The organism is Mangrovihabitans endophyticus (assembly GCF_014646155.1).
In the GTDB taxonomy this organism is placed as follows: Bacteria; Actinomycetota; Actinomycetes; order Mycobacteriales; family Micromonosporaceae; genus Actinoplanes; species Actinoplanes endophyticus.
This window is the reverse complement of the sequence record NZ_BMMX01000057.1, coordinates 13,555-27,062: the sequence shown is the minus strand read 5'-3', so window position 1 is coordinate 27,062 and position 13,508 is coordinate 13,555. Positions and strand designations below refer to the sequence as shown.

Genomic DNA, 13,508 nt, shown 5'->3' with positions numbered 1-13,508 from the left:
CGGGGCGCGGGGCGCGGGGTGGGGCGGGGCGGGGGGCGGGCGGGGCGGGGCGGGCGGGGCGCGGGCGGGGGTTCGGTAGCGTGCCACGCGTGTCTGCGCCATTGTTCCTCGTTGCGTCGCTGCCCGAGTCTGATGCGTACCGTCTGGACGGGCCCGAGGGGCATCATGCCGCCGACGTTCAGCGGCTCCGGGCCGGTGAGCGGCTGGTGCTCGCCGACGGGCGGGGCGGCACCGCGACCGCCGAGGTGACCGCCGTCGGGCGCGGTTCGGTCGACGTCCTCGTGACGGTACGCCGGCGGGTGCCCGCTCCCGACCCGAGGCTGGTGGTGGTGCAAGGCATCGCCAAGGGGGACCGCGGAGAGTTGGCGGTGCAGGCGATGACCGAGGCCGGCGTGGACGAGATCGTGCCCTGGGCGGCGTCTCGCTCGGTGGCGCAGTGGCGCGGCGATCGTGGTCAGCGGGCTCGGGGCAAGTGGGTGGCGACCGTGCGGGAAGCGGCCAAGCAGGCTCGCCGGCCGTGGCTGCCGGAGGTCGCGGGTGACCCGGATTGTTCGACGAAGCAGGTCGCGGCGCGGATGACCGGTGCGACCGCGCTGATTCTGCACGAGGGGGCGGCGGATCGGCTGACGACCGTCGACCTGCCGGACGGCGGCGAGATCCTGCTGGTGGTGGGGCCGGAGGGTGGCGTGGCGGACGCGGAGATCGATGCTTTCACGGCCGTGGGCGCCCGAGCGGTGCGGCTGGGCGATGCGGTGCTGCGGACATCCACCGCGGGCGTGGCGGCGCTGGCGGTGCTGTCCGCGCGGCTGGGCCGCTGGTAAGGCGCGGCTGGGCCGCCGGTGAAGCGCGGCTGGGCTGCTGGTGAAGCGCGGCTGGGCCGCTGGTAAAGGCTGGTAAAGCGCGCCGCGGCCTACAACGTCAGCTCCGCCGTCAGCCGATGGTCGTCGAGCGCGTGTGCCGCCACCATGTGGTAGGTGCCCGGCACCGTGTGCCAACCGTCGTCCCAGACCTGGAACGCCCGTTCCGCCAGCGGTATCCGCACCGTCACCGTCTCGCCGGGGTGTGCCGTCACCGTGGCGAAACCCGTCAGCCACCATGGCGGGCGGGGCGGGACGATGCCCGGCAGCGACGGTTCGCTCGCCGGACCCGCGTACACCTGGACCGTCTCGCGTCCGGTGCGGGCGCCGGTGTTCGTCAGCGTCACCATCGCCTCGGTCGGCGAGACCGCCAGCTCCTCGTACCGCCAGGTGGTGTATCCGGATCCGTGCCCGAACGCGTACCGGGGGTGGATGCCGTCGCGTTGCCAGGCGCGGTACCCGACGAAGACGCCCTCGTCGTAGCGGACCACGCCGTCGGCCGGGGTCACCGCGTAGACCGGGACGTCCTGTTCGCGGCGCGGCCACGTGGTCGGCAGCCGGCCGCCCGGCTCGGCGACGCCCAGCAGCACGTCCGCCAGGGCCGCGCCCGCCTCCTGGCCGGGGAACCAGGTGAGCAGCACCGCCGCCACGTCGTCGGCCCAAGGCAGCAGCACCGGTGCGCCCGCGTTGACCACCACGACCGTACGCGGATTGGCCGCGGCCACCCGGGCGACCAGTTCGTCCTGGCGTCCGGGCAGGGCGAGCGTGGTCCGGTCGAAGCCTTCCGACTCGACCTGTTCGGTGGTGCCGACCACCACCACCGCGACGTCCGACTCGGCCGCCAGTTCCACCGCCTCCGCGATCAGGCCGTCCGCGTCCGGGCCGGGCGCGCGGTGGCCCAGCGTGGTGGCCACGGTGTGCGCCGCGCCGCGGACGATGGTCTGCACGAGCCGCACCGGCACCGGAACCCCGGCGGTCAAGGGCACCGTCACCCGGTGCTCGCGCGGGGTGAGTAGCAGCTCGGCGCGGCCGGCGCCGGGCGGGTGCAGCGTTCCGGCGTACCGCCGCCGTCCGTCGACGGTGAGCTCGAAGGTGCCGAAGCCGGACACCGCGAACGTGTGCTCACCGCCCGTCTCCGGGGTGAACGTCGCGGTGATCTCCAGGCCGGTCACCGCGTCCGGTGCGCAACCGCCGGGCAGGTCGCCGATCCACCGTACGTGCGTGGCGTCCACGCCGAACCGGTGCCCGGTGTCGCCGTGCAGGGTGACCCACGCGTCCGTCCACTGCGGACCATGCGCGGCCGGCAGGAAGGGCCGGGGGTCGGCGCCGACCGCGTATCCGACGTCGACCCCGGGCAGCGCCCGGACCAGCCCGTCCAGCGGCGACACGATGTGCGGCGGGGTGACCTGGGCGCTGCCCCCGCCGAGCACCCGCGCGTCGGCGGCGAGCGCGCCGATCACCGCGACCCTGGTCAGCGCGGCGGCTTCCAGCGGGAGCGTGTAGCGCTCGTTGCGCGCCAGCACGAACGAGCGGGTGGCCACCTCGTGCGCGACCGCGGCGCCGTCCACCGCCGCCGGTTCGCCGGAGCGGTCGGTCCGTACCTCGTCCAGTACGCCGACGCGGGCGGCCAGGCGCAGCACGCGGCGCACCTTGTCGTCGATCACCTCGACCGGAACCGCCCCGTCCCGCACGGCCGCGACAAGCGCCGCGCCCCACGGGTTCTCCAGTTGCGGCATCGCGATGTCCAGCCCGCCGAGGGCCGCGCCGACCGTCTCGCGGGCCGCCCGCCAGTCCGAGACGACCACGCCGTCGAAGTCCCATTCGGCCTTGAGCACGTCCGCCTGGAGGGGGCCGTGTGACGCCATCGGCAGGCCGTTGACCAGGTTGTACGCCGACATCACGCCCCACCCGCCGGCGGACACCACCCGCTCGAACGGGGCGAGATAGATCTCCCGCAGGGCGCGGTCGTCGATGCGCACGTCGACGGTCATCCGGTCGGTCTCGAAGTCGTTGCCCACCAGGTGCTTCACCGTGGTGGCCACGCCGTGCTCCTGCACGCCTGTCACGAAGCCTGCCGCGACGACGCCGGTGAGCAGCGGATCCTCCGAATAGCACTCGAAGTGGCGACCGCCCAGCGGGGTGCGCTGAAGGTTCACCGTCGGGCCCAGCAGCACATGCACGCCCTTGCGCCGGGCTTCCTGCCCGAGCAGCCGCCCGGCGCGCCGGGCCAGGTCCACGTCCCACGTGGCGGCCAGCGCGGTCGGGCTGGGCAGCGCGATCGACGGATCGTCCGGCGCCCAGCCGGTGCCGCGTACGCCGATCGGCCCGTCCGACATGACAAGCGACCGCAGGCCGATCTTGGGTTGTGCGGGCAGTGACCAGAAGTCCTGCCCGGCGAGCAGCGCCACCTTTTCGGTCAGGTCCAGCTTGCCGAGCAGCGGCTCGATCACGTCGTCAAAGTCGGCCATCGGTGCGCGTTCCCCTTTCCCGGGATCCGCCGGTGGGCGGCGAAATCACCTTAGGATCGGCGGGATGAACAACGACTGCCTCTTCTGCCGCATCGTGGCCGGCGAGATTCCCGCGACCGTCGTCCATGAGACCGACACCACGCTGGCCTTCCGCGACATCGGCCCGAAGGCGCCGGTTCATGTCCTGGTGATTCCGAAGGATCATCATGCCGACATCGCGGCGCTGGCGACGACCGACCCCAAGGTCGCTGCGGATGTGATGGCCGCCGCGGCGGCGGTGGCCGCCGCCGAGGGGCTGACCACCGACGGATACCGGTTGATGTTCAACAGCGGGCGTCACGGCGGCCAGGAGGTCTTCCACGTGCACGCGCATGTGCTCGGCGGACGGCCGCTCGGGCCGATGCTGGCACCGCAGTGAGCGTCCCGGCGGAACGGTTCGAGCGGGCGGTCCGCAAGGCGCAGGCGGACGGGCGGATCCCGGCGATCTCGGTGGCGGTGCATCGCGCGGACCGCGACCTGTGGACCTGCGTGGTGGGATCGTCCGGCAACCCGGACCATCCGCTGGACCCGGGCAGCCGCTTCCGCATCGGTTCGGTGACCAAGACGTTCACCGCGGCCCTGGTGATGCAGGCTCGCGACGACGGCCTGCTGGACCTGGACGACCCGGTGTCGGCCCATCTGGACGTGCCGGCGCATGGCGACGCGACGGTCCGCCGGCTCCTCTCACACACCTCGGGGCTGCAACGCGAGCCGGACGGCGACGTGTGGGACACGATGCTCGCCCCGGATGCCGCCGGTCTGCTCGCCGAACTGGACCGGGCCGAGCGGGTGCTGCCGAACGCCCGCCGTTTCCATTACTCGAACCTGGGCCTGGCGATCCTCGGCCAGATGGTGGCCCGGTTGCGCAGCGGCACCTGGGCCGAGGTGCTGCAGCACCGGGTGCTCGATCCGTTGGGTTTGGCGTCGACCACCGTCGAGCCGCCCCCGGAGTCGGTGGTCGGCTATCTGGTCGACGCGTACTCGGACGCGGTACGCCCGGAGCCGCGGCTGGACCTGGGCGGGGTGGCCCCGGCGGCCCAGTTGTGGAGCACCGCGGCGGACATGGCGCGCTGGGGCGCCTTCCTGGCGGACCCGGGCGCCGTCGACCCGGATGGTGCGGTGCTGCGGTCGCGGACCCTGGACGAGATGCGCTGGCCGGTGACCACCACCAGCGACACACTCTGGTCGATCGGGTACGGCCTGGGGCTGGAACTGGAGCCGGTGGGCGAGCGCATCGTGCACGTGGGCCACGACGGGGCCATGCCGGGTTTCCTGGCCGGGGTGTACGGCCGTCGCGGCGGCGACGGCAACCCGGGCGCGTTGGGGTGCGCGGTGCTCGGCTCCTCCGGCACCGCCGGGGAGATCACCGCGCTGCCGCACGAGTTGCTGCGCCTGGTGGTGGAACTCGACCCGGCCGACATCCGTCCGTGGTCGCCCGGTGCGCCCGCGCCGGAGCGCTACCGTTCGGTGCTGGGGCGCTGGTGGTCCGAGGGTGTCGAATTCGTCTTCTCCTGGCACGGCGGCGCCTTGCAAGCGCGGGCCGACCAGGCCGCCGCGGATCTGCCGCCGGCGGTTTTCCGGCCGTTGCCGGACCGGCCGGACGTGTTGCGTACGGAGTCCGGCCGAGAAGTCGGGGAACTGCTCCGGCTCAGCCGCGACGAGCATGGCGTGGTGGTGCGGATGCACTGGGCCACCTATCGGATGACTCGGGAGATGCAGACGTGTGACGGCGTGTGGGTGTCCGACGGGGGAACGCCATAATGGCTTCGGCGCTCGTCACGTCGAACGGATACCATGGCACGGTCCTCGCGTGCGCCCGTCGACACGCGAGTGCGGCGCTCGGGTCCGCCGGAGGTGATCCCGAGGGCACCGACCCGAGACGGTTGAGAACGAGAGCAGGTGGCGTAGGCCTCACGGCCGCCCTATGACCGGCACTGAACAGTCTTCCGGCGCCGCGCGGGTGCAGACCAGGATTTCGGTCTCCGACCCGAAGATCATGGTGAACCTGCTCGGCCCCAGCGACGAGATCCTGCGCCTCATCGAGCGCACCCTGGTCAGCGACGTGCACGTGCGCGGCAACGAGATCACGGTGACCGGGGCGCCCGCCGACAATGCCACCGCCGAGCGGCTGTTCTCGGAGCTCATCGAGCTGATCGAGAAGGGCGAGACGCTGTCCGTGGACGCGGTGCGGCGCACCGCGGCGATGCTGGAGCAGGATTCCTCGGAGCGCCCGGCCGATGTGCTGACGCTGAACATCCTGTCCCGGCGCGGGCGCAACATCCGGCCGAAGACCCTGGGGCAACGGCGCTACGTCGACGCCATCGACCAGCACACCATCGTGTTCGGGATCGGTCCGGCCGGCACCGGCAAGACCTACCTGGCGATGGCGAAGGCCGTGCAGGCCCTGCAGGCCAAGCAGGTCAACCGGATCATCCTGACCCGGCCCGCCGTCGAGGCCGGCGAGCGGCTGGGCTTCCTGCCCGGCACCCTGAACGAGAAGATCGACCCCTACCTGCGGCCGCTGTACGACGCGCTGCACGACATGCTGGACCCGGACAGCATTCCGCGGCTGATGCAGGCGGGGACCATCGAGGTGGCGCCGCTGGGCTACATGCGCGGGCGCACCCTCAACGACGCGTTCATCATCCTGGACGAGGCGCAGAACACCACGCCCGAGCAGATGAAGATGTTCCTCACCCGTCTCGGGTTCGGTGCCAAGATCGTCGTGACCGGGGATGTCACGCAGGTCGACCTGCCCGGCGGCACCACCAGCGGGCTCAAGGTGGTTCGGCAGATTCTGCACGACGTCGACGACGTGCACTTCGCCGAGTTGTCCGCCGCCGACGTGGTCCGGCACCGGCTGGTCGCCGAGATCGTCGACGCGTACGCGCGGTACGACGCCGAGCAGGAACAGTCCACCCAGTCCGTCCGTGCCGTGTCGGGCCGGGCCGCCGGTGGCGGCCGGTCCGGTCGGCGGCGCTGAACTACGAGGGGTTCCGCACCACCATGTCCATCGAGATCGCCAACGAGTCGGGGGCCGAGGTCGACACCGACGCGATCCTCGCGGTGGCCCGCCACGCCCTCGACGAGATGGGTGTCAATCCGCTCGCCGAGCTGTCCGTCCTGCTGGTCGACAGCGACTACATGGCCGAGCTGAACCATCGCTGGATGGGCAGCGACGGGCCCACCGACGTGCTCGCGTTCCCGATGGACGAGGGCAGCGTCGACCATGGGCCCGGTGAGGCCGGCGCGGGGGAGCCCGCGTTGCTCGGCGACATCGTGCTGGCCCCGGAGGTGGCGGCCAAGCAGGCCGCCGCGGCGGGGCATTCCGCCGCCGACGAGCTGCACCTGCTCACCGTGCACGGCACCTTGCATCTGCTCGGCTACGACCATGCCGAGCCCGAGGAGGAGCGCGAGATGTTCGCGCTGCAGGCCAAGCTCCTCCAGAGCTGGCGTTCCGCGCGCCAGGCCGGCTGACCGGCGATGGGGGCTACCTTGGCGGCTGCCGGATCCGGCGGTGGCCTGCCCGACGCCCAGTTGGTCGTGTTCGCCGTGATCTTGGTCTTGCTGGCCGGCGTGGCGTCGATGACCGACGCGGCCCTGGGCGCGGTGTCGCCGGCGCGCGCGTCCGAGCTGGCACGGGAGGGACATCGCGGTGCCGCGGCGCTGGCGGTCGTCGCCGGGGATGTGGTCCGGCACCTCAACCTGCTGCTCCTGCTGCGGCTGCTCTGCGAGCTGACCGCCACCACGCTGATCGCCCTGGTCGCGGTGGACAGTTGGGGCGTGGGGTGGCGTGCCGCGCTGATCACCGCGGGGGCGATGACGCTTGTCAGCTTCGTCGTGGTCGGCGTGGCGCCGCGCACGGTGGGGCGCCAGCACGCGTACGCGGTGGGCAAGGCGACCGCCCCGCTGGTGCGCTGGCTCGGGCGGGTGCTCAACCCGCTCGCCTCCCTGCTGATCCTCATCGGCAACGCGGTCACTCCCGGCCGGGGCTTTCCGGAGGGCCCGTTCGGCAGCCAGGTCGAGCTGCGTGAACTCGTCGACCTGGCGGAACAGCGCGGCGTGGTGGAGCACGGCGAGCGCGAGATGATCCACTCGGTGTTCGCGCTGGGCGACACGATCGCGCGCGAGGTGATGGTGCCGCGCACCGAGATGGTGTGGATCGAGGGCTCGAAGACCTTGCAGCAGGCGCTCTTCCTGTTCCTGCGGTCGGGTTTCTCCCGCATCCCGGTGATCGGCGAGAGCGTCGATGACGTGCTGGGCGTGCTCTATCTCAAGGACGTGATCCGGCGGACCCAGTCGGGTGACCCGTCGGCCACCGCCGGGGCGGTCGCCGACCTGATGCGGCCGGCCACCTTCGTGCCGGAGTCCAAGCCGGTCGACGATCTGCTGTCGGAGATGCAGGCGGCGCGCACGCACCTGGTGATCGTGGTCGACGAGTACGGCGGCACGGCCGGCCTGGTGACCATCGAGGACATCCTGGAGGAGATCGTCGGCGAGATCACCGACGAGTACGACGTGGAGCGCCCGCCCGTGGACCACCTCGACGACGGTTCGGTGCGGGTCACCGCGCGTCTCCCGATCGAGGACCTCGGCCAGCTCTTCGGCGTCGAGCTGCCCGCCGACGAGGTGGAGACAGTGGGCGGCCTGCTCGCCCAGACGCTCGGCCGGGTGCCCATCCCCGGGGCCACTGCCGACGTGGGCGGACTGCACCTGACCGCGGAGGGCACCACCGGGCGCCGCAACCGCATCGACTCGGTGCTGGTGCACCGCGTCGAGCCGGCCGAGCCGGACACCGAAGACCAGGACAACTCCGACACCGAGGAGAGACAACCCGCCGATGCCTGACGTTTCCGCCGGATCCGCCGTTCCCGCGGCGATCGCCGAGCTCACCGCCGAGGACGCCAAGCTGGTCACGCTGGCGCGCAGCGCCCGCGCCCGGGTCGGCGCGGTCGAGGGGGCCGCGGTCCGTGACCAGGACGGCCGGACGTACGCGGCGGCGAGTGTCGCCCTGCCGAGCCTGTCGATCACCGCTCTGCAGCTCGCCGTGGCCTCGGCCGCCGCGGCGGGCGCGTCGCACCTGGAGGCCGCGGCGGTGGTGACCGAGGCGTCGACGCTGGACGGGGCCGGCCACGCCGCCGTCCGCGACCTGTCCGACAGCGCGCCGGTGCACGTGGCGGCGCCGGACGGCAGCGTGCTCGGCACGGTCACCGAATGACGAAGGACGGCCAGCGAGCGCCGAAGGACGGCCGGCGGAAGTCCAAGGAGCGCCATCGGGCTCCGCAGCACGGCCAGCGGCCGAGGGCGGACGGCGGGCCGCACCGGCACACGGCAGTGGCGGCGCGGCGGTCGCGCGATGACGCGTACCGCGCGGGCTTCGTCTGTTTCGTGGGCCGCCCCAACGCGGGCAAGTCGACGCTGACCAACGCCATCGTCGGACAGAAGATCGCGATCACCTCGAACAAGCCGCAGACCACCCGGCACGTCATCCGCGGCATCCTGCACAAGCCGGACGCGCAGCTCGTGCTGGTCGACACGCCCGGCCTGCACCGGCCCCGGACGCTGCTCGGCACCCGGCTGAACGACCTCGTCAAGGAGGTCTGGAGCGAGGTCGACGTGCTGGGCGTGTGCTTCCCGGCCGACGAGCCGGTGGGTCCCGGCGACCGGTTCATCGCGGCCGAGCTGGCCGCGCTGAAGGCCACCGTGATCGCCGTGGTGACCAAGGTCGACCTGGTCGATCCGGCCACGCTGGCGCAGCATCTGCTCGCGGTCGGCGAGCTGCACGACTTCGCGGAGATCGTGCCGGTCAGCGCGGTGTCCGGGCACCAGGTCGACCGGCTCACCGACGTGATGATCGGTTATCTGCCGGAGTCGCCGCAGCTCTATCCGGACGACATGCTCACCGACGAGCCGGAGCACGTGTTGATCGGGGAGCTGATCCGCGAGGCCGCGCTGGAGGGCGTACGGGACGAGCTGCCGCATTCGATCGCCGTGCTGGTCGAGGAGATCATCCCGGAGGACGGCCTGACCAAGATCTACGCCGACGTGTACGTGGAGCGGGACAGCCAGAAGGCGATCGTGATCGGGGCGCGGGGCAGCCGGCTGCGCGACGTCGGCACCCAGGCGCGGGCGGAGATCGAGAAGCTCATCGGCACCCGCGTCTACCTGGATCTGCACGTGCGGGTGGCCAAGGAGTGGCAGCGGGATCCGCGGCAGTTGCGCAGGCTCGGCTTCTAACGGTACATGGCGTGAATCACCCGATTTGCCTGTGTCTTTATTGTCCGCTATTTACCTCTCATGCGTAATCGATACCTGGACGTGCTCCGCGCCGTGGCCATCGTCCGGGTCGTCGTCTACCACGTCACCGGGTGGTCGGTGCTGACCATCGTCTTCCCGGCGATGTCGGTGATGTTCGCGCTCGCCGGTTCGCTCATGGCGGCGTCGCTGGACTCCTCCGGCGTACACGCCGTGGAGAGCCGGCTGCGCCGGCTGCTGCCCTCGCTGTGGGCGCTGTCCGCCGTCGCCGTCCCGGCCATGCTGCTCACCGGCCTGGCCTGGGACTGGAAGGTCCTCTACTGGGCGTTCCCGCTGCAGGACCCGCCGGCCAACGGCTGGGGATCCGAAGCCCTCAGCGCCACCTGGTATCTGCGTGACTTCCTCTGGTTCGTGCTGGTCTCCCCGCTGGCGCTGCCGATCTTCCGCCGGTGGCCCAAGACCTGCCTGGCCATCCCGTACGCGGCACTGGCCGTGATCGTCTTCGCCGGACTCGCCCCGCACGCCATCGTGCGGGACTTCGCCCTCTACGGCGGTCCGTGGCTGCTCGGCTTCGCACACCGCGACGGCATGCTGCGCCGGATCGCCGGGAACCGGCTCGGCTGGTTCGTGGCGTGCCTGGTGGTAGCCGGCGGCGCGTGGATCCTGACCCATCCCGGCCCGCGTCACTACGACCTGAACGACATCCCGATCGGCAACGCCCTCTGGTCTGCGGCGTTCATCCTGGTGCTGTTCCGCTTCGACCCGCAGGTGCGGGCGCGCCCGCTGGTGGTGTTCCTCAACTCGCGCGCGCTGACCATCTATCTCTGGCACGTCCCGCTGATCGTCGTGGTCAACCACCTGATCCTCGTGGCCGGTCTGTCGCTGGGCGGGTGGCCGATGCTGGCCGCCCGGCTGGCCGCGGTGCTGGCCCTGGTCGCCGTGGTGGTGCTGCTGGTCGGCTGGGTGGAGGACCTGGTCGCGGGGCGGCCGGCGTGCCTCGTTCCGGGCCGCCGGGAACGGCGTCGGCCGCCGAGCGAGGCGGAGCCGGTGGCCGTGCCGGTCGGCTGACCGCGCTACCTCTGGGAGACGTACACGTCGCCGCTGCTGGTCGACAGCGTCAGCACGTGGGGCGACGTCGGATCGTTCGTCACGGAGCCCACCTCGGCGTCCCCCGACCCGGTGGACGTGCGTACCGCGTACCGGCCGGTCGGCACGGAGAGGTCCACGTTTCCGCTGTTCGCCTGCGCGGTGACCGACGCCGGGACGGCGAGGTCGATCTGCACGTCGCCGGAGGTGGACCGGGCGCGGAAGGCGTGCACACCGGACGCCAGCACGTCGCCGGACGTGGTCTCCACCTGCGTCGCCGCCGTCGAGCCGCGGACCTCGATGTCGCCGGAGTGGGCCGCCAGGCGTACCGGCGCGGTCGCATCGCGGATGCGTATGTTGCCGGACGTGACAGTGACGTCCGTGTCGCCGACCCCGGTCAGGGAGATCTCACCGGAACTCAGCCTGCCGTGCACCGCCACGCCGGTCGGCGCCTCGATCTCGTACGACACCGAGCACAGCCCCCCACAGGCGGTGTCCACGGTGAGCACCGAGCCGTTCAACCGGTACGTCGGGGGCGGTTCCTCGCCGTTGCGGACGACCCGTTTGATGTGGGTGCCGTCGACCGCGGCCGTCTTGATCATGACGTCGCCGCTGCCACCGGTCAGCACGATCTCGGTGACCTTCGTCTTCTCGGTGTCGTCGTAGGTGAGCGTGGCACCGATGCCACCATCGCATCCGGCCAGCGTGGCCGCCGCCGCGGCGGCGAGGACGACAGTGAGGGTTCCGGCGCGGCGCGCATGTGTCATGGGCATGCCGTAGACGCTAGGCGCGACGGTGAACCCGGACCATCCGTCCCGCCACTGACGCTCCCCGGATTCGACCCTGAGTGCCGGTCAGGGTCTGTCGTACGCACAGTGCAGAATGACCAGGTGCCCGGATACCGCCGCCAGCTCTACCGCGACGACGCGGTGGTGCTGCGCGTGCAAAAGCTGGGGGAGAGCGACCGGATCATCACCCTGCTCACCCGGCGCCACGGCCGCCTGCGCGCCGTCGCCCGCGGGGTGCGGCGCACCTCCTCCCGGTTCGGCGCGCGGCTGGAGCCGTTCGGACACGTCGACCTCCAGCTTGCCGGTTCGCCCGAGGGGGTGGGCAGTTCGCTGCAGTCGGTCAGCCAGGTCGAGGCGGTCACGCTGTATGGCAAGCGCTTCCTCGGCGACTACCCGCGTTACACCGCGGCCAGCGCCATCGCCGAGACCGCGGAGCGGCTTACCCCGGTGGAGCGCGAACCGTCGCTGCGGCTGTTCCAGCTCACCCTGGGCGCCGTTAAGGCGCTTGCCGCCGGTGAGCACACCGCCGGGCTGGTGCTCGACGCCTACCTCCTGCGTGGCATGTCCCAGGCCGGATGGGCGCCGGCGTTGACCGAGTGCGCGGTCTGCGGCGAGCCGGGCCGGCACGCCGCGTTCTCCGTGCCCGCGGGCGGCGCCGTCTGCCCGGACTGCCGGCCGCCCGGCGCGGCCCACCCGGCACCGGCCACCCTGGCCCTGATGTCCGCCCTCACCGTCGGCGACTGGCCGGTCGCCGACGCCACCGAGCCGCCGGTGCGCCGCGAGTGCAGCGGACTGGTGGCTGCCCACCTGCAATGGCACATGGAGCGGGCGTTGCGTTCGCTGCCGCTGGTCGACCGACGGGAGAGTCCCTAGATGCCGCGCCCGCCCACGCCGCACCCCTCCGGCGCCGTTGCGCCCGAGTTGCCCAGCGCCGCCTTGCCGCGGCACGTGGCGATCGTGATGGACGGCAACGGCCGCTGGGCCAAGGAGCGCGGACTGGCCCGCACCAAGGGACACGAGCAGGGCGAATACTCCCTCTTCGACACCATCGAGGGCGCCATCGAGCTGGGCATCCCCTACCTCTCGGCCTACGCGTTCTCCACCGAGAACTGGCGACGCTCGCCGGACGAGGTGCGCTTCCTGATGGGCTTCAACCGTGACGTCATCCGCCGACGCCGCGACCAACTCGTCGACCTGGGCGTGCGGGTCGTGTGGTCGGGCCGGCCCGGCCGATTGTGGAAGAGCGTGATCTCCGAACTGCGCACCGCCGAGGAGATGTCCCGCGGCAACCGCACGCTCACCCTGCAGTTCTGCGTGAACTACGGCGGCCAGGCGGAGATCGCGGACGCCACCGCCGCAATCGCCCGGGACGTGGCGGCCGGCAAGCTCAACCCGGACCGGATCAGTGAGAAGACGGTCGCCAAATACCTCTACCACCCCGAGGTCCCGGAGGTGGATCTCTTCCTGCGGCCCTCCGGCGAGCAGCGCACCTCCAACTTCATGCTCTGGCAGTCCGCGTACGCCGAACTGGTCTTCCTGGACACCCTGTGGCCGGATTTCGACAGGCGTCACCTGTGGTACGCGTGCGAGCTCTACGCGAGCCGAGACCGGCGTTTCGGCGGGGCGATACCGAACCCGGTCAGCCCCTGACGGGCCCCGTCCCACCGCCGTCGATCGGCGTGGACGTCCCCGCGGCCAGGTGGTGTTCGACGCGTTCGATCTTCGCGGTCAGGCCGTCGGTCACGCCGGGCCTGATGTCCGCCTTGAGCACCAGGCTCACCCGCGGCGCGGCGGCCTGCACCACGTCGACCGCCTGCTTGACCACGGCCATCACCTCATCCCAGTCGCCCTCGATGGTGGTGAACATGGCATCCGTGCGGTTCGGCAGGCCGGACGCCCGCACCACGCGCACGGCCTCGGCGACCACATCACCCACGGATTCGCCGCCCCCGAGCGGCGACACGGAGAACGCAACAAGCATGCCCCCATCCTCGCACCGGTAAAGCCTCAGCACC

Annotated in this window: 14 protein-coding genes; 11 read left to right on the top strand and 3 right to left on the bottom strand. The window is 71.9% G+C overall.

Annotated elements, in window-relative coordinates:
* Positions 1 to 89 precede the first annotated feature (89 nt).
* On the top strand, positions 90 to 821 hold the full coding sequence (locus tag IEY73_RS30120) for a 16S rRNA (uracil(1498)-N(3))-methyltransferase (protein ID WP_189082734.1): 732 nt from the start codon (positions 90 to 92) through the stop codon (positions 819 to 821).
* Between the two features lie 89 nt (positions 822 to 910).
* Here the strand turns inward: IEY73_RS30120 and IEY73_RS30115 are convergent, their stop codons facing one another.
* A complete protein-coding gene (locus IEY73_RS30115) occupies positions 911 to 3,325 on the bottom strand; it encodes a glycoside hydrolase family 3 protein (protein WP_189082733.1) in 2,415 nt (804 codons plus the stop codon).
* Between the two features lie 64 nt (positions 3,326 to 3,389).
* Between IEY73_RS30115 and IEY73_RS30110 the strand changes: the two genes are divergently transcribed.
* The 8 genes from IEY73_RS30110 to IEY73_RS30075 all read left to right on the top strand — a co-directional run bounded on the left by IEY73_RS30110 (position 3,390) and on the right by IEY73_RS30075 (position 10,687).
* Complete coding sequence (locus IEY73_RS30110; RefSeq protein ID WP_189082732.1) at positions 3,390 to 3,743, top strand: histidine triad nucleotide-binding protein; 354 nt, start codon at positions 3,390 to 3,392, stop codon at positions 3,741 to 3,743.
* A complete protein-coding gene (locus tag IEY73_RS30105; RefSeq protein WP_189082731.1) occupies positions 3,740 to 5,125 on the top strand; it encodes a serine hydrolase domain-containing protein in 1,386 nt (461 codons plus the stop codon). The genes IEY73_RS30110 and IEY73_RS30105 overlap by 4 nt, the downstream gene beginning before the upstream one ends.
* Before the next feature lie 163 nt (positions 5,126 to 5,288).
* On the top strand, positions 5,289 to 6,347 hold the full coding sequence (locus IEY73_RS30100) for a PhoH family protein (RefSeq protein WP_189082730.1): 1,059 nt from the start codon (positions 5,289 to 5,291) through the stop codon (positions 6,345 to 6,347).
* 23 nt (positions 6,348 to 6,370) lie between these two features.
* The gene (gene ybeY / locus IEY73_RS30095; RefSeq protein WP_189082729.1) at positions 6,371 to 6,841 is read left to right on the top strand and encodes an rRNA maturation RNase YbeY; all 471 of its coding nucleotides are present in this window, start codon (positions 6,371 to 6,373) and stop codon (positions 6,839 to 6,841) included.
* 6 nt (positions 6,842 to 6,847) lie between these two features.
* Complete coding sequence (locus IEY73_RS30090) at positions 6,848 to 8,212, top strand: hemolysin family protein (RefSeq protein WP_189082728.1); 1,365 nt, start codon at positions 6,848 to 6,850, stop codon at positions 8,210 to 8,212.
* Complete coding sequence (locus tag IEY73_RS30085; RefSeq protein WP_189082727.1) at positions 8,205 to 8,582, top strand: cytidine deaminase-like protein; 378 nt, start codon at positions 8,205 to 8,207, stop codon at positions 8,580 to 8,582. Before IEY73_RS30090 ends, IEY73_RS30085 begins: the two co-directional genes overlap by 8 nt.
* A complete protein-coding gene (gene era / locus IEY73_RS30080) occupies positions 8,579 to 9,601 on the top strand; it encodes a GTPase Era (RefSeq protein WP_189082726.1) in 1,023 nt (340 codons plus the stop codon). The genes IEY73_RS30085 and era overlap by 4 nt, the downstream gene beginning before the upstream one ends.
* Positions 9,602 to 9,661: 60 nt before the next feature.
* Positions 9,662 to 10,687 (top strand): acyltransferase family protein, encoded by a 1,026-nt coding sequence (locus IEY73_RS30075; protein WP_189082725.1) that lies wholly within the window; start codon positions 9,662 to 9,664, stop codon positions 10,685 to 10,687.
* 5 nt (positions 10,688 to 10,692) lie between these two features.
* On the opposite strand, the gene IEY73_RS30070 is transcribed toward IEY73_RS30075, so the two are convergent.
* Positions 10,693 to 11,478, bottom strand: coding sequence for a DUF4097 family beta strand repeat-containing protein (locus tag IEY73_RS30070; protein ID WP_229716297.1), 786 nt, complete (start codon positions 11,476 to 11,478; stop codon positions 10,693 to 10,695).
* 117 nt (positions 11,479 to 11,595) lie between these two features.
* On the opposite strand from IEY73_RS30070, the gene recO reads away from it, so the two are divergent.
* Positions 11,596 to 12,366, top strand: a complete 771-nt coding sequence (gene recO, locus IEY73_RS30065) for a DNA repair protein RecO (protein WP_189082724.1) — start codon at positions 11,596 to 11,598, stop codon at positions 12,364 to 12,366.
* Positions 12,367 to 13,143 (top strand): isoprenyl transferase, encoded by a 777-nt coding sequence (locus IEY73_RS30060; protein ID WP_189082723.1) that lies wholly within the window; start codon positions 12,367 to 12,369, stop codon positions 13,141 to 13,143. It abuts the gene before it with no gap.
* Here the strand turns inward: IEY73_RS30060 and IEY73_RS30055 are convergent.
* Complete coding sequence (locus tag IEY73_RS30055) at positions 13,133 to 13,474, bottom strand: MTH1187 family thiamine-binding protein (protein ID WP_189082722.1); 342 nt, start codon at positions 13,472 to 13,474, stop codon at positions 13,133 to 13,135. The two genes, IEY73_RS30060 and IEY73_RS30055, sit on opposite strands and share 11 nt — an antisense overlap.
* Between the last annotated feature and the right edge of the window lie 34 nt (positions 13,475 to 13,508).